The sequence below is a fragment of the Jannaschia seohaensis genome (genome assembly GCF_900116765.1).
Classification (GTDB): domain Bacteria; phylum Pseudomonadota; class Alphaproteobacteria; order Rhodobacterales; family Rhodobacteraceae; genus Jannaschia; species Jannaschia seohaensis.
In genome coordinates, this window is sequence record NZ_UETC01000005.1 from 180,517 (window position 1) to 200,606 (window position 20,090).

Consider the following 20,090-nt stretch of genomic DNA (forward strand, 5'->3'; position numbering starts at 1 on the left):
CGCAGAACCGATGTGGCCGAACCAGGCCGGATGCCATGCCCACGGGACTCGAGCCTTACAGCCAACGCCCGGCCCCCGCAACCGGGAGCACGGCATCTGGATTAAACTTGGCCCGAGGCCGCTAGATGTGGATCAGTCCGCGCGCGGCGGGGTGAGCGGCGCGTCGCCGGTGGTCGGCGGCAGCAGGCTTTCGCCCGAGGGCAGGACCGGCGCGTCGACACTGCCGGTATCGGGCGGCAGCAGATCGGTCACCGAGCTGCCCGCCGCGTTCTGCGCGGCCAGGATCGTGAGCGCGACGGAGTTTGCGAGGAACAGCACGCCCAGAGCCCAGGTCAGCTTGGTCATGGCCGTCGCCGCCTGACGCCCCGTCATGGCGCCGCCACCGCCCCCCATGCCAAGGCCGCCGCCCTCGGACCGCTGCAGCAGCACGACGCCGATCAGCGCGAGCGTGATGATCAGGTGGATGAGGAGAAGGACGGTTTCCATCGGTGGCCTATCTGCGTCGCTGACCGGGGCTACCTAGAGTCGCGAGGCGCAGGCCGCAAGGCCCGGCCTTGCCGTCTCTCGCCTGCCTGCGCTAGGGGGCCACGGGTTTCTTACGAGAGGACGAGACATGGCCAACGTCGTGGTGGTCGGCGCCCAATGGGGTGACGAAGGCAAGGGCAAGATCGTCGACTGGCTCAGTGAGCGAGCCGATGTCATCGCCCGCTTCCAGGGCGGCCACAATGCGGGCCACACTCTGGTGGTCGATGGCGAGGTCTATAAGCTGTCGCTGCTGCCTTCGGGAATCGTGCGGGGCGGCAAGCTGTCGGTGATCGGCAACGGCGTCGTCCTGGACCCCTGGCATCTCAAGAAGGAGATCGAGGGGCTGCGCGGGCAGGGGGTGGAGATCACCCCCGAGACGCTGATGATCGCCGAGAACACGCCCCTGATCCTGCCCATCCACGGCGAACTGGACCGCGCGCGCGAGGCGCAGAACTCGGTCGCCAAGATCGGCACGACGGGGCGCGGCATCGGCCCGGCCTATGAGGACAAGGTCGGTCGCCGCGCCGTGCGCGTGGCCGATCTGGCCGATCCCGCGACGCTCGAATCGCGGGTCGACCGCGCGCTCGTCCACCATGACGCGCTGCGCCGAGGGCTGGGGCTGGAGCCGGTCGACCGCGCCGCGCTGCTGGACGCCCTGCGGGAGATCGCGCCGACCGTCCTCGAATACGCCGCGCCGGTCTGGAAGGTGCTGGACGAAAAGCGCCGTGCGGGCCGACGCATCCTGTTCGAGGGTGCGCAGGGGTCGCTGCTAGACATCGATTTCGGCACCTATCCCTTCGTGACCTCGTCCAACGTCATCGCGGGCCAGGCGGCGACGGGCACGGGGATGGGCCCCGGCGCCATCGATTTCGTGCTGGGCATCGTCAAGGCCTATACGACCCGCGTGGGGGAGGGGCCGTTCCCGGCCGAGCTTCACGACGCCGACGGCCAGCGCCTGGGCGAGCGGGGGCACGAATTCGGCACCGTGACCGGGCGCAAGCGCCGCTGCGGCTGGTTCGATGCGGTGCTGGTGCGCCAGACCTGCGCGACCTCGGGCGTCAACGGCATCGCCTTCACCAAGCTCGACGTGCTGGACGGGTTCGAGACGCTCAAGATCTGCGTGGCCTATGAGCTCGACGGCCAGCGCATCGACTACCTTCCCACCGCCGCCGACGCGCAGGCGCGCTGCGTGCCCATCTACGAGGAGATGCCCGGCTGGTCGCAATCGACCGAGGGCGCCCGGTCCTGGGGCGACCTGCCCGCGGAGGCGATCAAGTACGTGCGCCGGGTCGAGGAATTGATTCGCTGCCCCGTGGCCCTACTCTCAACCTCGCCCGAGCGGGAGGACACGATCCTCGTGACCGACCCGTTCGAGGACTGACCCGTTCGACGCGTGAGGGAGGCCCCATGGCCCTGTCCTACAAGACCCGAAAGCGGCTCTCGATCCTGATCGTGCTGGTCGGCGTGCCGCTTTACATCATGGTGGCGGTCTCGCTGGTCGCGCTGCTTCCGCCTCTGCCGGTCGCGGTGGAATTCGTGATGTATGCGGTGCTGGGGGTCGCCTGGGTCTTTCCGCTCAAGTCGATCTTCATGGGGGTCAGTCAACCGGACCCCGACGCGCCGCCGCCGGGGCAGGACTGACGGAGACCGTCGGCGCGCCGCGGGCGCGGGGTATCGCCAGAGGGTCTGCTGCCGCCGGGATGGAGGCGTTGGCCGGCCACGGGTCGGTGCGCGCGTCAGGCAGGAGCCGAGGTTGAGGCAGCAGCCGGGGGTGCGGACCGTCCGCCCCCGGCTCGGCGCGGCCTTGACCCCGAACGCGCCAGTGGAGAGCCGCGCGCCCATGCGGTTTGGGAGCGCTCCGCCCGGGGGCAATCGCACAAAGGTCAAGGGCGGCCGAGGCGCGTCTGTGCCGGGCCGCCCGCGATGGGCGTCAGCCGGCGCGGCGTCGGGCGCGGGCCTGGAACCTCGACTCGGTGCCCAAGGTGAACGTGCCGCGGCCGACCTTGCGGATCGTCCCGTCGCGGAGAAGCTGGCCGAAGCCGCGCAATCCGTCCTCCCGGCTGAGATCGTCCACCGCTTCGGCGGCGAGGTGCAGCAGCCTGGGGCGGGAGAACGTCTCCTGACCCATGACGGTGCCGCTGAACACCGCCGCCGCTTCCAGAACGTCGGCGAGATCCACAGCGCCGACCTCCTCGGCGAATTGCTCGAAATCCTCGCCGCTGGCGGGGGCGGGCATCCCGCGGGGCAGCCCCTCCGCGATGTCCTTCTCGGGCTTCGGCGCTTCGGCCGTCTCCACCCGCTGCTCGGAGATCAGCACCAAGGGCGATCCGCGCTCGGCCTTGCCCGCATCGGCCGCGTCGCCGGCCTCGGCGGCGGGGCGGCGTGGACGCACGGTATTGGCTAGGTCCTCCCGGTAGGCGTTCGAATTGTCGGTCTTCGTGGGTTCGATCGTGTCGTCGGCGCGGCGCGCGGCAACGGCGGCTTTCAGATGCGAGATGTTGGCATGGCGCCGCGAGGCATCCTCACCCGAGAGGCGGCTATCGGTCGCGGCGAAGAGCCGCTCCAGATCGCTCGGTTCGTGCGCGGCGGTCCTGGCCTCTTCGATCTCTTCCGCGTCCTCGATCTCTTCCGTGGACCCGGCCGCGTCCTCGTCCGCAACGGCTTCCTCCGACGTGGCGTCGTCCTCCAACAGGGCGGCCGCGATCCGGGCGTCCTCGAGATCGTCTTCGTCGATCAGATTCGCGTCATCCTCGCTCTCGGCGGCTTCGGGCGACGTCTCGGCCTCGGCTGCGGCGGCACGCTCGATATCGGCGAGTTCGGACATCAGGTCGTCGTCCTCGTCGGCGTCGTCCTCGACAGCCGGCAGATCGTCCTCGTCATCCGACAGGTCTGCGCCGGTCGCATCGCGTGCGAGTTCCGCCTCGATCGCGGCCAGTTCCGCCATCAGGTCCGCTTCCTCGTCATCTTCCAGCGAGACGGCGTCAGACATGGCTGGTTCCGCAACGTCCGGGCGGCGGGAGAGGCGATCGCGCCGACGGACCTTCCGCACCGTCACATGCGCTTCGGGCTGCTCGGCCGCATCTTCCTCCGGCTCGACCTCCTCCGCATCGTCCCGCGGCGAGAAGAGCGCGGCGAGATCGGCGGTCAGGGAGGGATCGTCGTCCAGGATCGCGGTCTCGGCTTCGGGCGCGTCGTCCTCGGCCGGGGCGAGCGCCTGCGCCGCGCTCAGAACCAGCGGGTCGATCTGATCGTCGGCCTGCACGGCGGCGATCTCCTGCTGTTCGGCCTCGGCAGCCGTGGCGAGATCCGTCACCTCGGCCTCGCCCTTCTCCGCGGGTTCCGCATCGGGCGTCGCGTCCGTTTCCGCCGATTCGGCAGAGACCGCCGCGCCGATCTGGTCGATCGCGTTCGAGGCGTCCTCTCTATCGGCCGCCTCGGCCGCGGCCGGCTCGACCTCCTCCGATTCGTCTTCGGCCGTCGTCAGCTCGGCCTCCGCCGCGATTTCGTCGCTGTCTTCCCCGTCCTCTGTCTCGTCCGTTGCGTCCACCGTTTCCGGCTCAGCGACGACATCCGGCGCGTCCTCGGGCGCGTCCTCGAATTCGAAGCAGTCAAACCGGGCCGAATCATCGGCGTCGCGCATGCGCGCGAGGCGGGCGGCGACTGTCTCGCCTTCATATGGTTCTTCGGACTGCACCTCGACCGAGACCATATCCTCGGTCGCCTTCGCCTCGGCGGGCGGGGTCACGTCTTCGGGCTCATCCCACTCGGCGGTCTCGTCCGGCGTCTCGGCCTCACTCGGCTCCGCGGCCTCGGGCAGGTTGGCGGCCTCGTCCGCCTCCTCCGCGACCAGGTCCGTGTCGGCTTGGTCGGCCAGCTCTTCCGTGAGGGCCTCGGGCTGATCGGCCTCCTCGACCGGCTCTTCCTCGACAGGCTGCGACTCATCGACCGGGGGCTCCATGTCGGCCGGCTCGGCTTCGGCCTCTGGGGCCGCCTCGGCGGCGGTGTCGGTCTCGAATCCTTCCTCCGTTGCCTCTGTCGGCACGAACGCGGCTGTTTCGGCGGGTTCCGAGGCCGCGCCGGTCGGGCCATCGGGGGCGGAGGCGTAGGCAGGTGCGGCGGCCGCTTCGGGGCGCAAGACAAGGCGGCCCCCGGCATTCTCGGCCTTGACAGGGCTGGTCATGGCGGCAGCGGTGATCTGCTCCAGCCGCTCCATGTCGGGGGTGGGAGGCTCTGCGCCGAAGTAGCGGTCCTTGGCGGCGAGGTCGCGGAAATACTCCGCGATCTCGGTCATGGCGGAAAACGGATCGTCAAACCCCTCCAGCGTGCAGGAGAAGGTTCCGTACGTCACCGTCAGAATCTTGTTTGCAGGTACCATTCAGCCACCCCTTCCTTCCCGGACGGGAAAATTGTTCCACTTCCGACCGAGTAAAACAAAACAAATCCATTCAAAACGTGCCGCATTCGGGGCGTTTTGGCGAATGCTGACGGCGCTATTGCGCCACGATCGGGAAACTTTGGCCACGTGAACCCTATCTCGACCTCACTCTCGCATGAATCCGCCGAAACCATCGTCGGCGGCGCCGATGTTACCATGGCGATCCTCAAGAGGGCCTTAACGCTGGCCCCCCGCCTCGCGGCGGCAGATGGCGGCGCCGACGCCGTGCTGGCGGCGGGTCTGCGACCGGACCGGGTCGTGGGCGACATGGACAGCTTGTCCCCGGAGGCCCGCGCCGCCTTTGCCGACGTGCTGCACCCCATCGCGGAACAGGATAGCACGGATTTCGGCAAGGCGCTGCGGACATCGACGGCGCCCTGGATGCTGGGCGTCGGATTTCTCGGGGCGCGGCTCGACCACACCTTGGCCTGCCTGACGGAACTCGCGGTGAGCCGGGCGCCCTGCGTTCTGCTGAGCGGCTCGGATTGCGTCTGCATCCTGCCGCCGCGCCTGAGGCTGGATCTGCCGTTGGGCAGCCGCGTCTCGCTCTGGCCGCTCGGGCCCGCGCGGGGGCGCAGCATTGGGCTCAACTGGCCGGTGGACGGGCTCGAAATGGCGCCCTACGGCCGGGTCGGCACCTCCAACCGCAGTAACGCCCCCCGCATCGAGATTGCCTTCGAGGGCGCCCCCGTCGCCCTGTTGCTCGACCAGAACGTCCTGGAGTCACTCTTGGTCGGTCTGGGCTTCCACCCTCGCCCCGAGGGGGAGGGGGGCCTATAAACGCGCAAGGGCAGGCGAAAAGGGGCCGGGAATGGCGAAACTCAATCCGATCGACATGGCGAAATACGTCTCTGCGCGCCGGGCGCTGGACTATGTCGAGGACGGAATGCGCGTGGGTTTGGGCACCGGCTCGACCGCGGCCTGGATGGTGCGCTGCCTGGGCGACATGGTGCGCGAGGACGGGCTGCGCGTGACCGGCGTGCCGACCTCCACCCGCACGGCGGAACTCGCGCGCCAGGTCGGCGTGCCGATCGCCGCGCTGGAGGACGTGAAGTGGCTCGACCTGACCATCGACGGCGCGGACGAGTTCGACGACGACCTCAACCTCATCAAGGGCGGGGGCGGCGCGCTGCTCCAGGAGAAGATCGTGGCAACCGCCTCGGACATGATGGTCGTGATCACCGACCCGGCCAAGCATGTCGACACGCTGGGCGCCTTTCCCTTGCCGATCGAGGTGATTCCGTTCGGCTGGCAGACGACCAAGGCGCTGATCGAGGAGAGTTTGGTCGGCATGGATGTGGGCGGCCGTGGCGCGACGCTGCGGTTGAACCGGGACGCGCCGTTCCGCACCGACGAGGGGAACCTGATCCTCGACCTCCATCTGCGCCGCATCGGCAACCCGCGGCAGCTGAGCCTGGTGCTGAACCAGATCCCAGGCGTGGTGGAGAACGGGCTGTTCCTCGATATTTGCGACGTGGTGGTGGTCGGGGCCGCCGACGGCTCGGTGGAACTGCGCGACGTCAATAACGGGACCGTCCGGCAGGAACGGGTGGACCTGGAGGCCGAGGACAACCTGTTCACCGAGATCAGCGACTGATCGGCCGCCTGTGGGGGGCGTGCCCCGCACGCATCGCCCCCGGGCGCGAAAGCTGGTCGCCCTTGGGCCCGTCGCTGATCTCGCGCGCCGCCCGTGCGCGCCCCTGCCGCGCGGCGTTTCGGGCCGGGAGGTGCTCCCCTCTCGGGCGAGGGCGCCGCTCCCGTCGAGCCATCTCGATCCGTCCCGCCCACCGGCGGGGACAGGCCGGATGCGCGCGGTCCCGGCACCCTCATTGGCATCGGCGCGCGGCTCCGGTCTCCTCGAGATCGCCGCCGCCTCACCCGATCCTCACAGGTCATTGACCCGCCCCGACTTGCCGCCGCCCCATCGCCCGCGCTAGTCCCCCCGGGAACAACCCGGAGCGCGCCCCATGGAATTCGACTACGACCTCTTTGTCATCGGCGGCGGTTCTGGCGGGGTTCGCGCGGCGCGGCTCACGGCGCTGGACGGGCACAAGGTCGCCCTGGCCGAAGAGAGCCGGATGGGCGGCACCTGCGTCATCCGCGGCTGCGTGCCCAAGAAGCTGATGGTCTTCGCCTCCGAATATTCCGAGCAGATCCAGCTCGCCCAACAATACGGCTGGTCGGCCAGCGCGGGGGAGTTCGACTGGACCCGCTTCAAGACCAATCTTCACACCGAGCTCGACCGGCTCGAAAACGCCTACCAGACCAATGCCCAGAAGGCCGGGGTCGAGATCTTCAAGCAGCGCGCCAAGATCGCCGACCCGCACACGGTCGAGCTGGCCGATGGGACCAGGAAGACGGCCAAGCACATCCTCGTCGCCGTGGGCGGCCGGCCGGTCGTGCCGGACATGCCGGGCGCGGATCTGGGCCTCGTCTCGGACGATCTGTTTCATCTCAATGCCCTGCCGAAGAAGATGCTGATCGTCGGGGCGGGCTATATCGGCTGCGAGTTCGCGGGCGTTTTCAACGGGCTGAGCACCGAGGTCTCCATGTTCGTGCGCAAGGCGCAGATCCTGCGGGGCTTCGACGACGAGGCGCGGGGGCATATCGCCGACTGCATGCAGGCGCGCGGCATCACCATCCATACCGGCTGCGCCCCGATCGCCATCGAGCGGCGCGATGGCGGCGTCTGGGTCAAGGGTTCCAACGGGCATGAGGAAGTGTTCGATGCGCTTCTCTGGGCCACCGGGCGCCGTCCGAACACCGACGGCATCGGGCTCGAAGAGGTCGGCGTGAAGCTCAACCGCCGCGGCGCCATCGAGGTCGACGACTACTTCCAGACGGCGGTGCCCTCGATCTACGCCATTGGCGACGTCATCAGCCGGGTGGAGTTGACCCCCGTCGCCATCCGGGAGGGCGTGGCCTTCCACAAGACGGTCTTCCAAGGCGAGAAGACCAAGATGGACTACGACTTCATCCCCTCGGCCACCTTCACACAGCCCGAGATGGGCACGGTCGGTTTGACCGAGGAGCAGGCCGAAGCGCAGGAGCCGACGCTGGTCTACGCGACCGCCTTCCGGCCGATGCAGACCGCCTTCGCGGGCGGGGAAGAGCGGGTGCTCTTCAAAATGCTCGTCAGCAAGGAAACGAACAAGGTTCTGGGCGCCCATATCGTCGGGCCCGGCGCCGCTGAGATGATCCAGTTCGTCGCGGTCGCCTTGAAGATGGGCGCGACAAAGGCAGATTTCGACAGGACATGCGCGGTTCACCCTGCAATGGCCGAGGAAATGGTGACTCTGAAGGAACCGGTCCGCGTCCTCGCTTGAACCATGTGATCCACGGGCCAATCTAGAGCCCAACAACTGAGTGACTTACGGAAGGGACATTCCTGATGGCAGGAAATGGCGGCCCCTGGGGGGGTGGTGGAAATTCCGGCGGCGGACGAGGGTCGAATGACGGCCCCGGACGCGGGCCGGACAGGCCCGGCGGCGGACCGCGCCGACCCGGGGAAGGATCGAACATTCCCGAGATCGACGATCTGGTCCGCAAGGGCCAGGACCAACTGCGCGTCCTGATGGGCGGGCGCGGCGGCGGGCCGCGGCGTCCCAATGGCGGTGGTGGCAGCGGCCCGGGTTTCGAGTTCAATCGGACCACCATCGGCATCGGCCTGGTCGCCGCGCTCGGACTTTGGACCTATGCGTCGATCTACACCGTCCGGCCCGAAGAGCGCTCAGTCGAGCTGTTCCTTGGCGATTTCACCGAGACCGTCGGCCAGCCGGGTCTGAACTTCGCCCCATGGCCGGTCGTCACGGCCGAAGTGATCCCGGTCACGACGGAGCGGACCGTCGATATCGGCGTCAACCGCGGCAACCGGCTGGAACAGGGGCTGATGCTGACCGGTGACGAGAACGTGGTCGATATCGACTTCCAGGTCGTCTGGAACATCGCAGACCCGGCGGAATTCCTGTTCAACCTGCGCGACCCCGAGCAATCGATCCGCGCCGTGTCCGAATCGGCCATGCGCGAGATCGTCGCCCGCTCCCAGCTGGCCCCGATCCTCAACCGCGACCGTGGCATCATCGCCGACGAGCTGCGGGAGCTGATCCAGTCGACGCTCAACAGCTACGATGCCGGCGTGAACATCATCCGCGTGAACTTCGACCGCGCCGACCCGCCCGAGCAGGTGATCGACGCCTTCCGCGACGTTCAGGCCGCCGAGCAGCAGCGCGACCGGCTTCAGTCCGAAGCGGATGCCTATGCCAACCGCGTGCTGGCCGCCGCCCGAGGCGAAGCGGCCCAGCTTCTCGAAGAGGCCGAAGGCTACCGCGCCCGCGTCGTCAACGAGGCCGAAGGTGAGGCGTCGCGCTTTACCGCCGTGCTTCAAGAATATTCCCAGGCCCCCGAGGTCACGCGCAAGCGTCTCTATCTCGAGACGATGGAGCAGGTGCTGGGTGATGTGGACAAGATCATCATCGACGAGGGCGTCGGAGGCGGCCAAGGCGGCCAAGGCGTGATTCCGTTCCTGCCACTCAATGAATTGCGCGGCGGCCGCACCAACCAGGGAGGGACCAACTGATGAAACGCTCCGCTTTCCTGCTTCCCGTCGCGGCGGTCGTCCTGGTGGCGATCTTCTCGTCCCTCTTCGTGGTGGACGAACGCCAAAAGGCGCTGGTGCTGCAATTCGGCCGTGTTGTCTCCGTAAAGGAAGATCCCGGTCTCGCGTTCAAGCTGCCGCTGATCCAGGACGTGGTCTTTTACGACGACCGGATCCTCAGCCGCGACGTCGACCCGCTCGAGGTGACGCCGTCGGATGACCGGCGCCTCGTGGTCGACGCCTTCGCGCGCTTCCGCATCGCCGATGTGGAGCGGTTCCGGCAATCGGTCGGTGTCGGCGGCATTCCGGCGGCCGAGTTGCGGCTCGACTCCATCCTTCGATCCGAGTTGCGCGAGGTGCTGGGCTCGGTCTCGTCCAACGAGATCCTGTCCCAGGACCGTGCCGCGCTGATGCTGCGCATCGCCACCGGCGCCCGGGCCGAGGCGCTGGCGCTGGGCCTCGAGATCATCGACGTCCGCCTGAAGCGCACCGACCTGCCGCCGCAGAACCTCGATGCCACCTTCGCCCGGATGCGCGCCGAGCGTGAGCGGGAGGCCGCCGACGAGGTCGCCCGTGGTGAAGAGGCCGCGCAGCGCATCCGCGCCCAGGCCGACCGGACGGTGGTCGAGTTGACTTCCGACGCGGGCCGCGAGGCGGAGATCATTCGCGGTGAGGCCGATGCCCGCCGCAATTCGATCTTCGCCGAGGCGTTCACCGCCGATCCGGAGTTCTTCGAGTTCTACCGCTCGCTGACCGCCTATACCCGCGCGCTGCAAGGCTCGAACTCGACTCTGGTGCTGTCGCCCGACTCGGATTTCTTCAACTATCTGAGAACGGATCGGATCGGCGCGGGCAACATCGCCGCGGCCCCACGGGCCGCCGCCCCGGCCGCCCAAGCGCCGGTGCCTCAGGACGACGCCTCTGTCGCGCCGGAGACGTCGCCGCCCACCGCGCCCGCAAGCAGTGGTGAGGAGACCGGGGCGACCTCCGCCGCGCCCGACAACGCGGAGACGCCGACCGCCCCGATCGGAAACTGATCGCCGGAGATCAACGATGCGAAGACGGCCGCCCCCAAGGGGCGGCCGTTTTCCATTTCACCGGTCTTGGCGAAGCGTTCGCTCGGCCTTACGTTGAGTAACGAGGCGTCTCACATCCATGTGATTATCCGTTCCGTTGTATCCGTCGGACATGGTGCGGATATGTCACGAACCGGTCGCCAGTCCCCGGTGCAGGCCGGATCTTTGAGGAGGGAGCAACTTGTTTATCGACAGAAATCTGCGACAGCCGTTCGGCGCTCTGCGCGCCATGGTCGTCGCCGTCACAGCATCGGGCTTGCTGATCGTCGGCAGTCTGAGCGCCGCGGCCCAGGGCCGCCCCGACACCTTCGCCGACCTCGTCGACAAAGTCGCCAATTCGGTCGTCAACATCACCACCAACACCAGCGTCACCGTCGCCGGTCCCGGCCCCAATAGCGGCAACCCGTTGGAGGACTTCTTCGAGGAATTCCGCGATCGCAACCGCCAGGGTGAGCCGGACCGTCCGCGCCGCCGCGGCTCCGCGCTGGGCTCCGGCTTCGTGATCTCCGAAGACGGCTACATCGTGACGAACAACCACGTCATCGAGAATGCCGACGAGATCATGATCGAATTCTTCTCCGGCGAGGAGCTGGAGGCCGAGCTCGTCGGCACCGACCCCAACACCGATATCGCGCTCCTCAAGGTCGAGAGCGACGGGCCGCTGCCCTTCGTGCCCTTCGGCGACAGCGAGGCGATGCGCGTTGGCGATTGGGTCATGGCCATGGGCAACCCGCTGGGCCAGGGCTTCTCCGTCTCGGCCGGTATCGTCTCGTCGCTCGGACGCGAACTGCAAGGCGCTTATGACGACTACATCCAGACCGACGCGGCCATCAACCGCGGCAACTCAGGCGGCCCGCTCTTCAACCTCGACGGCGAGGTTATCGGCGTGAATACGGCGATCCTGTCGCCCACCGGCGGCTCGATCGGCATCGGCTTCGCGATGTCGTCCAACGTGGTGACCAACGTGGTCGACCAGCTACAGAAATATGGGGAAACCCGTCGCGGCTGGCTGGGCGTGCGCATCCAGGACGTCGACCCCGAATTGGCCGAAGCCTTCGGTCTTGAGGAAGCCCGCGGCGCTCTGGTGACCGACGTGCCCGACGGCCCCGCCAAGGAAGCCGGGATCGAGGCGCAGGACGTCATCCTGACCTTCGACGGCGTCGAGATCGACGATACGCGGGAACTGGTCCGCACGGTCGGCAACGCGCCGGTCGATAAGGCCGTGCGCGTCACCGTCTGGCGCGATGGTCAAACTCAGACGATCCTCGTGACACTTGGCCGCCGCGAAGACGCGGAGCGCGCCGTGCCCGCCTCGGCCGACCAGCCCGCCGAGCCGTCCGAGATCGAGCTGATGGGCATGACCGTCAGCGACCTCACCGAAGAGCTGCGCGCGCAGCTGGGGCTCGACGAAACGGCCACGGGCCTCGTCGTCTCCGATATCGACCCGGATTCGGGCGCCTACGAGAAGGGCCTACGCGCGGGCGATCTGATCGAAGAGGCCGGCCAGGTTCGTGTCGAGAGCGTGACCCAGCTGGAGGAGCGTCTGGAAGAGGCCCGCGAGGCCGGCCAGAAGAGCTTCCTGCTGCTGATCCGTCGCGGCGGCGACCCGCGCTTCGTGGCGCTTTCGCTAGACGAGGATGCGTCGGCGGAGTGATCGACCACCCGGTCTAAAAAAGGAAGGGCGTCCCGCCGGGCGCCCTTTCTTCATTTCCGATCCCGATCGTCAAACCGTCACGTCTGGCGATGCTGGCTTCGCCGTTCGGGCCGGTCCGTCCCGACCGCCCGAACCCGACCGCGACCGGAACATGGGGCGGCGCGCGCATGCCCACGGTGTCAGCGCATCAGCCAGAGCCAGCCCAGGATCCCGCCCATCAGCAGCGGCTGATGCAAGAGATAGATCACCAGCGAGTGTCGCCCCGCCCAGCCGAGCGCCGCCCCGAGCCGTCCGCCCTCGACCCGAGCGAGCCGGGCCCAAAGCCCACGCGCCGTGCCCAGCCGTCCCGCCGCCACGCCCAGCATCATCGGCGCTATCCAGGGGACGACCGGCTCATAGTCGATCATCGGAGCGTGGACCTGCCCCAACCCGGTCCAGACCCAGGCCGCGCCGTCGAAGGCGGGGAAGCTAAGGCCCGGCCCCCAGACCAGGAGCGCGATGGCCGCAGCCGTGGTCAGCCACCAGGGCAGGCGCAGCACCGCGAGGCAGAGCACCGAACAGGCGGCGATGGAATGCAGGATGCCGAACCGGACCCAGGCCTCGGGCACGGCGAGATAGGTGCCGAGGCTGACGGCCCCCGCCGCCGCGGCCAGAATGCCGAGCCGCGTGAGAAACCCGCGCCATCGGATGCCGTCCCCGTGGGCCAGCCACAGGCTGACCCCCGCGAGAAACAGGAAGCTGCCCGCGATGGCCCGGTTCCAGCCATTGTCGAACCAGGGGCCATAGGCGATCCAGCCCGGCGGCACGCCCAGCATCCGCAGATCGAACAGGAAGTGGAAGGCCACCATATGGAGCAGCGCGAACCCGCGCGCGGCATCCAGCAGCGCAACGCGCCCCACGGGCTGGGTCATCCGTCCCGCCGGATCGTGACGAGCCCCAGGGCCCGGGCGGCCTCGGTCGAAAGCTCTCCGCTGGCCAGCCCGAACGGGGCCTGAAACGCCGCGACGGCGGCCTTGGTGGCGGGGTCGTAGGCACCGTTGATCGGACCGCCATAGAGCCCCCGCACCGCCAGCGCGCGCTGCACCTGCATGATGAAATCCGGCTCCCGATCTTGCAGGGCGCAGGGGCTTTCAAACCGTGTGAGCACGCCGGGCGTGGCTTCCGGGTGCTGCGGTCGTGGCGCGGAAACGACGCGCTGCAATTCCGTTCCGTCCGGCAAGGTCATCGCCGGGCGCGCGATGCCCTCTTCGATCCCCCCCGCAGCAGGCAGGACATCCTCCGCAAAGCACAGGCGGGCGCTAAGGGGCATGAGGTCCGGCGGGCCGCTCTGGCGGGTCACCTCCCAAGCCGGCTCTGCCAGGCAGCCGCTCAGAAGAGGCAGGGCGAATAGGGACAAAGGGCGTGCCATGGATCTCGTGCTCGAATCGGCGCCTCTCGCGGGCGCTGTCGCTTTCCAAGCTAGCGCATGGGAGCGGGTGGACGACGACCTGTCGGGGACAAGCCGCGCACTTGTTGCGCCCGGGCCACCGCCTAACTAAGGCTGCGGGCGACATCAGGACGGAGCTATAAATGCCCAAGATCACCTATATCGAACATGGCGGCAAAGAGCATGTGGTCGACGTGCCCGTGGGGCTGACCGTGATGGAAGGCGCGCGCGACAATGGCATTCCGGGCATCGAGGCCGATTGCGGCGGGGCCTGCGCCTGCTCGACCTGTCACGTCTATGTCGATCCGGCCTGGACCGACAAGCTGCCTGCAAAGGACGCGATGGAGGAGGACATGCTGGACTTCGCCTATGAGCCCGACCCGGAACGGTCGCGTCTGACCTGCCAACTCAAGGTCACCGAGGCGCTGGATGGTCTGGTCGTGCAGATGCCCGAAAAGCAGATCTGAGCGTGGGCGCGGTCGCCCCGGGGGCGCCGCGTCTGGCGGCGCGCACGTGGCTCGGTCTCGCGCGCGGCGTGGGGCTGGCGACGGCGCTGGTGGCCGGTGCCGCGGAAGCCTGCCGCCAGGCGCCGGAGGCGGCGGCCGTGCCCGGCTCGCTGATCCAGGCCCCGGGCGACGACCCCGCCGCGATCCACTCGGCCTGGTATGAGGGCTTGAGCGACGTCTACGCCCACGGCGTGCTCGGCGACGCGCTGGAACCGACGCGCCTTCACGCCCTGAGCGCCGAAAGCTCGGCCGCCTGCGGGATGGCGGTCGAGGCGGGCGCGGGCTTTGTCTTCGAGGATATCGCCCCGCGTCTGGCCGATGTGGATGGCGACGGAAGGCCCGAGGTGATCGCGGTGCGCAGCCGCTTCGACGCGGGCGCGCAGCTGATCGTCTACGCCGCGCGGGACGGCGCGCTGATCCCGCTGGCCACCACACCCCATATCGGCCAGCGCAACCGCTGGCTGGCCCCGGCGGCGGCGGCTGATCTGGACGGCGACGGCGCTGTCGAGATCGCCTATGTCGACCGCCCGCACTTGGCCCGGACCCTGCGCGTCTGGCGCTATGGCGCGGGCGCGCTCCGCGAGGTCGGGAGCCTGCCCGGCGTGACCAACCACCGCATCGGCGAGCCGGTCATCTCGGGCGGGCTGCGGGTCTGCGGGGCGGGGCCGGAGATCGTCCTCGCCTCCGCCGACTGGTCGCGCCTCCTGGCGGTCCGCTTCGACGGGAACCGCTTCGCCACGGCCGATCTGGGCCCCTGGTCGGCCGCCGCCGCGCGGGAGGCTTTGTCATGCGCGCGCTAACCCTGGCCCTGATGTTGCTCGCCGCCCCCGCCCTGGCGGAGGAGACGCCGCTGAGCCCGGACGAACTGCTCGACCTGCTGGTCGGAACCACGGCCGTCTTCACCTCCGAGCCCGGCGGGGCGCGGGTGGGGATCGAGTATTTCCCCTCTCGCACGCGCAGCTTCTGGCAGCGGACCGGCGGGCGCTGCGTCAACGGCGATATGACGATCGAGGATGAGTTCCTTTGCTTTCGCTACGAGGACCAGCCGGACGTCGCCCATTGCTGGGCGCCCTTTACCGAGGATGGCGGGCTCTTCGTGCGCTCGGCGCAGTCGGGGCAGGTTCAGCGGGTCCGTCCGGCTGGGGGGGTGCCCTTCGATTGCGTCGACGGCCTGACCTCCTGAGACGGGCGCGCGGGCTTCACCGGGCTGTGGCTTCGCATCGCCGCGCGGCCGACGCCGCCGGCCACGCGGTCATCTGTCCGGCCGCGCCGTAAAGGGGGGCGGCCTCCGCGCCACATGCTTGCGACGGGCCGCGCCTTCGGCCAAAACCGGAGCGGACCAGGGAGGCCCAGATGACACACATTCTCGCCATCGACCAAGGCACCACGTCCAGCCGCGCGATCCTCTTCGACGGCGCTATGAAGATCGTCGGAACCGCGCAGCAGGAGTTTCCCCAGCACTTTCCCGATAGTGGCTGGGTCGAGCATGACGTGGCCGATATCTGGCGCACGGTCGAGGAGACCTGCCGCAAGGTGGTCGCCGACAAGGGGCTGACCGCCGCGGATATCGCGGGGATCGGCATCACCAACCAGCGCGAGACGACCCTCGTCTGGGACCGCAAGACCGGCGATCCGATCCACCGGGCCATCGTCTGGCAGGACCGGCGCACGGCCCGGTTCTGCGAGGGGCTCAAGGCCGAGGGGCATGAGGCCATGGTGACCGAGCGGACGGGCCTGCTGCTCGATCCGTATTTCTCGGGCACCAAGCTCAATTGGCTGCTCGAAAATGTCGATGGCGCGCGCGCCCGGGCCGAGGCGGGCGAGCTGCTCTTCGGGACCGTCGACAGCTATATCATCTGGAAGCTCACCGGCGGCGCGGTCCACGCGACGGATGCCACGAATGCCTGCCGCACGATGCTCTACAACATCCACGAAGGGCGCTGGGATCCGGAGGTCTGCAAGCTGCTCGGCGTGCCGATGGGGATGCTGCCCGAAGTGCGCGACTCCGCGGCCGAGTTCGGGACGACCGATCTGCTCGGCGGAGCGGTGCCGATCCTGGGCGTGGCCGGCGATCAGCAGGCGGCGACGGTGGGGCAGGCCTGCTTCGGCAAGGGGATGCTGAAATCGACCTATGGGACCGGCTGCTTCGCCTTGCTCAATGTGGGCGACGCGCCGGTGGCTTCGACCCACCGGCTGCTCAGCACCGTGGCCTATCAGCTCGACGGCAAGCCCACATACGCGCTAGAGGGTTCGATCTTCGTCGCGGGCGCGGTGGTGCAGTGGCTGCGCGACGGGCTGGGCATCATCGGCAAGGCGGCGGATACCGGGCCGCTGGCCGAAAAGGCGGATCCGCAGCAGCGCCTCTATCTCGTTCCGGCCTTCACCGGGCTTGGCGCGCCCTATTGGGACGCGGATGCGCGGGGGGCGATCTATGGGCTGACCCGCGGCTCCGGCCCGGCGGAATTCGCGCGCGCGGCGCTCGAATCGGTCGGCTACCAGACCCGCGACCTGCTGGAGGCGATGGCCCTCGATGTCGGAGGCCTGGGCGAGACGGTCTTGCGCGTCGATGGCGGGATGAGCGCGTCGGACTGGTCGATGCAGTTCCTGTCCGATGTCCTGGGTGCGCCGGTGGACAGGCCGGCGGTATTGGAGACGACGGCGTTGGGTGCGGCGTGGCTGGCGGGCATGAAGGCTGGCGTCTACCCGGACCAGGACGGCTTTGCCCGGCAATGGGAACTGGAGCGGCGCTTCGAACCGACGATGAGCGAGGAGGAGCGCACCGCCCGCTATGGCGGCTGGCGCGACGCGGTGCGGCGGACATTGACCCAGCGCGACTAGGCGATGGGCCGGGTGGCGCGGCTCGCGCTTCTTCTCCTGGCGTTGTCCGGGCCGGCCTGGGCCGAGGCCTGCCCGGACTTCTTCCGCTTCGTCGAGTTCGGGCAGGACGGCGCCGACGGCGCGCTCCTCTCGGGCGGCACCGTCTTGCGGGGCATCGATGCCGATGGGGAGCCGATCCTGCTTGCCGGGGAGACGGTCTGCCGCGCGGCCCGGAACCTGCGCATCGACGGAAGAGGGCTCTCGATCCCGATCGTCTCAGACGTGGCCTTCGATCCCGAGCGTCTGCCCCTTGAGGTCGAGGCGCTGCGGCTTTCGGCCCATGACGACCTAGCCGCCTTGACCGAGCGCGCGGCCTCCGCGCATCGCGCGGCTCTCGGCGCGGCGGCGCCCGTCACCGGATCGGAGTTCCTCTGCGTGGCCGGGGCGGACGGCGCGAGCTGCCAGCTTGCCGCGCCTTTCCGCCCCGATCTTCCGTTGGTGGTCTATTGCAGCGCGCGCGCCTGCACCCTGCCGGCAATGGGGTTCGACGACCGGGTCGCCGTCTCCGCCCGCTGGCGGCGCGACGCGGCCACGCTCGATGCGCTCGGCCCCGAGATACGCGCCAAGATCGCCGAGCTGGGCGCCTTTTTGGACGCGCATTCGAGCCGCGTGGCGTGGTCGCGGCGACCGCGCCCTCAGGGGCGCTTGGAGGAGATCAGGCGCCCGGGCAGATCGTCGATGGAGGCCGCTCCGATCTGCGTCATGTTCGAGATCATGTCGGATTTCAGGATGTGGACGAGGTGGTCCACACCTTTGCGCCCGAACGCGGCCAGGGCGAAATACCAGGCCTTGCCCAGGAAAACGAAATCCGCGCCCAGCGCCAAGGCTCGGAGGATGTCGAGCCCGCCCTGCACGCCCGAGCAGTAATAGACCGGCACCCGGCCGCCCACGGCCTCGATGACGGGGGGCAGGCAGTCGATGGCGGCGGGGCCGCCCTCAAACTGGCGGCCGGAATGGTTGGAGACCCAGATCGCGTCCACGCCCATCTCGATGAGGCGCGTGGCGTCCTGCGGCTCCGCCACGCCCTTGACGATCAGCGGACCGTCCCATTCCTCGCGGATCGCTTTGATATAGGCGTCGTCCGGAAAGCCGCGGATCAAGCGGCCGGCATGGACGAAGGCGTCCTTGCCCTTGGCCTGGGGGCCGTAGCTGTTGGGGAACTTCATCGTCGGCTGGCCATGCTTGGCGATGCCCAGCGCCCAGGCGGGGCGGGCCGCGATGGAGGCGATGATCTTGGGCGTCATCACCGGCGGCATGGAGACATGGGCGCGGCGCTGCCGCTCCCGGCGGCTTTCGCCGGGCACGTCGACGGTAACGACCAGCACGCGCCAGCCCGCCTCCTTGATGCGGCGGAGCATGTCGCGCCGGATCTCCGGGTCGCGGACGGGATAGTGCTGGAACCAGCCCATCTCGCCCGCGAGACCGCCAGTGTCTTCGGGAGTCGCGGCGGCGACCGTCGACTGGCCGTAGGGGATGCGGTGATCGGCGGCGGCGCGGGCGAGGATCCGCTCCGCGTCGGGCCAGAGCAGGCCGGCCATGCCCACCGGGGCGACGCCGAAGGGCACGCTGTGCTCAACCCCCAGGGTCGTGCGGCGCAGGTCCGGGGTGAAGTCGCCGCGCAGGATGGCGGGCATGAACTGCACCGCGTCCATCCGCTCCCGGTTGCGGGTGACGCCCTTTTCGGTACCGGTGCCGCTGTCGAGATACTCGAAGGCGAAATGCGGCATGCGGGACTTGGCCTTGCGGCGCAGGTCGGACAGGGCGGGGTGGGTGACGTCGAGATCCATCTTCAGGGCCTTCGCTTGCGGGGCGCGCCGGGGGACCAGCCCCCCGGACCCCCCGGGATATTTCAACAGGGAAGAAAGGGCCTAGCGGACCTTCAACGTGATCTTGCCGATATGGTCGCCGGCCTCCATCCGGGCATGGGCCGCGGCGGCTTCGGCCAGGGGGAATGTCTGGTCCATGACCGGCGCGATGGTGCCCGCGTCGAGCAGCGGCCAGACCTCGGCGCGTAGGCGCGCGGCGATGCGGGCCTTGGCGAGGTCGGATTGCGGACGCAGGGTCGAGCCGGTGATCGTCAGGCGCCGCACCATCAGCGGGGCGAAGTTCACGGCGACCTTGGGCCCTTGCAGGAACGCGATCTGCACGAGGCGCCCGTCTTCGGCCAGGGCCTTGAGGTTGCGGGGCAGGTAGTCGCCGCCGACCATGTCGAGGATCACGTCGGCGCCGCCTTCGCCCTGCATCCAGGGGACGAAATCGGCCTCGCGGTAGTTCAGCGCCTCCGCGCCAAGGTCGCGGCAGGTGGCGACCTTCTCCTCCGACCCGGCGGTGGCGAAGACGCGGGCGCCGCGGGCGCGGGCGAGTTGGATCGCCGTCGTGCCGATGCCGCTGGTCCCGCCATGGACGAGGAAGCGCTCTCCGGCCTTCAGCCCGGCGCGGTCGAACACGTTGGTCCAGACGGTGAAGAAGGTCTCGCAGAGCGCCGCGGCCTGGGCCATGGACAAGCCCTTGGGGATCGGCAGGGCATGGTCGGCGGGGGTGACGGCGTATTCTGCATAGCCACCGCCGGGGAGCAGGGCGCAGACCGCGTCACCGACCGCCCAGCGGCTGACGCCCGGACCGATGGCGGCGACTGTGCCCGCGGCCTCCAGGCCGGGCAGGTCCGACGCGCCGGGCGGCGGGTCGTAGGCCCCCGCGCGTTGCAGCGCGTCGGGACGGTTCACGCCCGCATGGTCGATGGCGATCAGGATATGGCCGGGGCCGGGCACCGGCACCGGGCGCGTGGTGGGGACGAGAGCCTCCGGCCCCCCGGGGGTGGCGATCTCGATGGCCTGCATGCTGTCGGACACTCCGAACCCTCCCTGTCGGTCGCGCCGGAGTTTAGGCGGCGCGGACGGGGAGGGCCAGAGGCCGGGTCCGGTCTGGGGTGCCGTTCGGGCGCGAGAATGCGGCTTGGGGGCGCGGGGTCGTGTCGCTTCGCGTTCTTCCGTCCGTCCC

Annotated in this window: 18 protein-coding genes; 12 read left to right on the forward strand and 6 right to left on the reverse strand. The window is 69.2% G+C overall.

The window, feature by feature from the left end; translation table 11 throughout:
- Positions 1-132 precede the first annotated feature (132 nt).
- Positions 133-486 carry a preprotein translocase subunit SecG gene (gene secG, locus DTQ71_RS12775; RefSeq protein ID WP_109564679.1) on the reverse strand — a complete coding sequence of 118 codons (354 nt, stop codon included), beginning with the start codon at positions 484-486 and terminating at the stop codon, positions 133-135.
- A 127-nt stretch (positions 487-613) separates the two neighbouring features.
- Here secG and DTQ71_RS12780 point away from each other — a divergent pair, with 127 nt between their 5' ends.
- Positions 614-1,906: an adenylosuccinate synthase gene (locus DTQ71_RS12780; RefSeq protein ID WP_109564680.1), complete on the forward strand. Its 1,293-nt coding sequence runs from the start codon at positions 614-616 to the stop codon at positions 1,904-1,906.
- 26 nt (positions 1,907-1,932) lie between these two features.
- Positions 1,933-2,166 carry a DUF2842 domain-containing protein gene (locus DTQ71_RS12785; RefSeq protein ID WP_109564681.1) on the forward strand — a complete coding sequence of 78 codons (234 nt, stop codon included), beginning with the start codon at positions 1,933-1,935 and terminating at the stop codon, positions 2,164-2,166.
- 289 nt (positions 2,167-2,455) lie between these two features.
- On the opposite strand, the gene DTQ71_RS12790 is transcribed toward DTQ71_RS12785, so the two are convergent.
- On the reverse strand, positions 2,456-4,900 hold the full coding sequence (locus DTQ71_RS12790; protein ID WP_109564682.1) for a hypothetical protein: 2,445 nt from the start codon (positions 4,898-4,900) through the stop codon (positions 2,456-2,458).
- Between the two features lie 216 nt (positions 4,901-5,116).
- Between DTQ71_RS12790 and DTQ71_RS12795 the strand changes: the two genes are divergently transcribed.
- The 6 genes from DTQ71_RS12795 (at position 5,117) to DTQ71_RS12820 (ending at position 12,284) form a co-directional block, all read left to right on the forward strand.
- On the forward strand, positions 5,117-5,740 hold the full coding sequence (locus DTQ71_RS12795; RefSeq protein WP_109564818.1) for a thiamine diphosphokinase: 624 nt from the start codon (positions 5,117-5,119) through the stop codon (positions 5,738-5,740).
- A 31-nt stretch (positions 5,741-5,771) separates the two neighbouring features.
- Positions 5,772-6,557: a ribose-5-phosphate isomerase RpiA gene (gene rpiA, locus DTQ71_RS12800; RefSeq protein WP_109564683.1), complete on the forward strand. Its 786-nt coding sequence runs from the start codon at positions 5,772-5,774 to the stop codon at positions 6,555-6,557.
- A gap of 370 nt (positions 6,558-6,927) precedes the next feature.
- Positions 6,928-8,286, forward strand: a complete 1,359-nt coding sequence (gene gorA, locus DTQ71_RS12805; RefSeq protein WP_109564684.1) for a glutathione-disulfide reductase — start codon at positions 6,928-6,930, stop codon at positions 8,284-8,286.
- A gap of 65 nt (positions 8,287-8,351) precedes the next feature.
- Positions 8,352-9,536: an FtsH protease activity modulator HflK gene (hflK, locus tag DTQ71_RS12810; protein WP_109564685.1), complete on the forward strand. Its 1,185-nt coding sequence runs from the start codon at positions 8,352-8,354 to the stop codon at positions 9,534-9,536.
- Complete coding sequence (gene hflC / locus DTQ71_RS12815) at positions 9,536-10,591, forward strand: protease modulator HflC (protein ID WP_109564686.1); 1,056 nt, start codon at positions 9,536-9,538, stop codon at positions 10,589-10,591. Before hflK ends, hflC begins: the two co-directional genes overlap by 1 nt.
- A 268-nt stretch (positions 10,592-10,859) precedes the next feature.
- Entirely contained in the window at positions 10,860-12,284 is a 1,425-nt protein-coding gene (locus DTQ71_RS12820) for a Do family serine endopeptidase (RefSeq protein WP_109564819.1), read from the forward strand.
- 179 nt (positions 12,285-12,463) lie between these two features.
- Here DTQ71_RS12820 and DTQ71_RS12825 read toward each other — a convergent pair whose 3' ends face one another.
- Positions 12,464-13,195, reverse strand: a complete 732-nt coding sequence (locus DTQ71_RS12825) for a heparan-alpha-glucosaminide N-acetyltransferase (RefSeq protein WP_109564687.1) — start codon at positions 13,193-13,195, stop codon at positions 12,464-12,466.
- A complete protein-coding gene (locus tag DTQ71_RS12830) occupies positions 13,192-13,692 on the reverse strand; it encodes a peptidoglycan-binding domain-containing protein (RefSeq protein WP_109564688.1) in 501 nt (166 codons plus the stop codon). The genes DTQ71_RS12825 and DTQ71_RS12830 overlap by 4 nt, the downstream gene beginning before the upstream one ends.
- 161 nt (positions 13,693-13,853) lie before the next feature.
- Between DTQ71_RS12830 and DTQ71_RS12835 the strand changes: the two genes are divergently transcribed.
- The 4 genes from DTQ71_RS12835 (at position 13,854) to glpK (ending at position 17,054) form a co-directional block, all read left to right on the forward strand.
- Positions 13,854-14,177: a 2Fe-2S iron-sulfur cluster-binding protein gene (locus tag DTQ71_RS12835; RefSeq protein ID WP_109564689.1), complete on the forward strand. Its 324-nt coding sequence runs from the start codon at positions 13,854-13,856 to the stop codon at positions 14,175-14,177.
- 2 nt (positions 14,178-14,179) lie between these two features.
- Positions 14,180-15,016: an FG-GAP-like repeat-containing protein gene (locus tag DTQ71_RS24320; RefSeq protein ID WP_245947488.1), complete on the forward strand. Its 837-nt coding sequence runs from the start codon at positions 14,180-14,182 to the stop codon at positions 15,014-15,016.
- Complete coding sequence (locus tag DTQ71_RS12845; RefSeq protein WP_109564690.1) at positions 15,004-15,399, forward strand: hypothetical protein; 396 nt, start codon at positions 15,004-15,006, stop codon at positions 15,397-15,399. The genes DTQ71_RS24320 and DTQ71_RS12845 overlap by 13 nt, the downstream gene beginning before the upstream one ends.
- 170 nt (positions 15,400-15,569) lie before the next feature.
- Positions 15,570-17,054 carry a glycerol kinase GlpK gene (gene glpK / locus DTQ71_RS12850; protein ID WP_109564691.1) on the forward strand — a complete coding sequence of 495 codons (1,485 nt, stop codon included), beginning with the start codon at positions 15,570-15,572 and terminating at the stop codon, positions 17,052-17,054.
- 674 nt (positions 17,055-17,728) lie between these two features.
- Here glpK and DTQ71_RS12855 read toward each other — a convergent pair.
- Together DTQ71_RS12855 and DTQ71_RS12860 are read right to left on the reverse strand one after the other, a co-directional pair.
- On the reverse strand, positions 17,729-18,880 hold the full coding sequence (locus tag DTQ71_RS12855; protein WP_109564692.1) for an alpha-hydroxy acid oxidase: 1,152 nt from the start codon (positions 18,878-18,880) through the stop codon (positions 17,729-17,731).
- A gap of 81 nt (positions 18,881-18,961) precedes the next feature.
- Positions 18,962-19,930 carry an NAD(P)H-quinone oxidoreductase gene (locus DTQ71_RS12860; RefSeq protein ID WP_172500057.1) on the reverse strand — a complete coding sequence of 323 codons (969 nt, stop codon included), beginning with the start codon at positions 19,928-19,930 and terminating at the stop codon, positions 18,962-18,964.
- Positions 19,931-20,090: the final 160 nt, after the last annotated feature.

What these genes read in the sequence shown, in the direction of transcription:
- secG (WP_109564679.1), bottom strand. Translation starts at nt 486, where the DNA reads ATGGAAACCGTCCTTCTCCTCATCCACCTGATCATCACGCTCGCGCTG.
- DTQ71_RS12780 (WP_109564680.1), top strand. Translation starts at nt 614, where the DNA reads ATGGCCAACGTCGTGGTGGTCGGCGCCCAATGGGGTGACGAAGGCAAG.
- DTQ71_RS12785 (WP_109564681.1), top strand. Translation starts at nt 1,933, where the DNA reads ATGGCCCTGTCCTACAAGACCCGAAAGCGGCTCTCGATCCTGATCGTG.
- DTQ71_RS12790 (WP_109564682.1), bottom strand. Translation starts at nt 4,900, where the DNA reads ATGGTACCTGCAAACAAGATTCTGACGGTGACGTACGGAACCTTCTCC.
- DTQ71_RS12795 (WP_109564818.1), top strand. Translation starts at nt 5,117, where the DNA reads ATGGCGATCCTCAAGAGGGCCTTAACGCTGGCCCCCCGCCTCGCGGCG.
- rpiA (WP_109564683.1), top strand. Translation starts at nt 5,772, where the DNA reads ATGGCGAAACTCAATCCGATCGACATGGCGAAATACGTCTCTGCGCGC.
- gorA (WP_109564684.1), top strand. Translation starts at nt 6,928, where the DNA reads ATGGAATTCGACTACGACCTCTTTGTCATCGGCGGCGGTTCTGGCGGG.
- hflK (WP_109564685.1), top strand. Translation starts at nt 8,352, where the DNA reads ATGGCAGGAAATGGCGGCCCCTGGGGGGGTGGTGGAAATTCCGGCGGC.
- hflC (WP_109564686.1), top strand. Translation starts at nt 9,536, where the DNA reads ATGAAACGCTCCGCTTTCCTGCTTCCCGTCGCGGCGGTCGTCCTGGTG.
- DTQ71_RS12820 (WP_109564819.1), top strand. Translation starts at nt 10,860, where the DNA reads ATGGTCGTCGCCGTCACAGCATCGGGCTTGCTGATCGTCGGCAGTCTG.
- DTQ71_RS12825 (WP_109564687.1), bottom strand. Translation starts at nt 13,195, where the DNA reads ATGACCCAGCCCGTGGGGCGCGTTGCGCTGCTGGATGCCGCGCGCGGG.
- DTQ71_RS12830 (WP_109564688.1), bottom strand. Translation starts at nt 13,692, where the DNA reads ATGGCACGCCCTTTGTCCCTATTCGCCCTGCCTCTTCTGAGCGGCTGC.
- DTQ71_RS12835 (WP_109564689.1), top strand. Translation starts at nt 13,854, where the DNA reads ATGCCCAAGATCACCTATATCGAACATGGCGGCAAAGAGCATGTGGTC.
- DTQ71_RS12845 (WP_109564690.1), top strand. Translation starts at nt 15,004, where the DNA reads ATGCGCGCGCTAACCCTGGCCCTGATGTTGCTCGCCGCCCCCGCCCTG.
- glpK (WP_109564691.1), top strand. Translation starts at nt 15,570, where the DNA reads ATGACACACATTCTCGCCATCGACCAAGGCACCACGTCCAGCCGCGCG.
- DTQ71_RS12855 (WP_109564692.1), bottom strand. Translation starts at nt 18,880, where the DNA reads ATGGATCTCGACGTCACCCACCCCGCCCTGTCCGACCTGCGCCGCAAG.
- DTQ71_RS12860 (WP_172500057.1), bottom strand. Translation starts at nt 19,930, where the DNA reads ATGCAGGCCATCGAGATCGCCACCCCCGGGGGGCCGGAGGCTCTCGTC.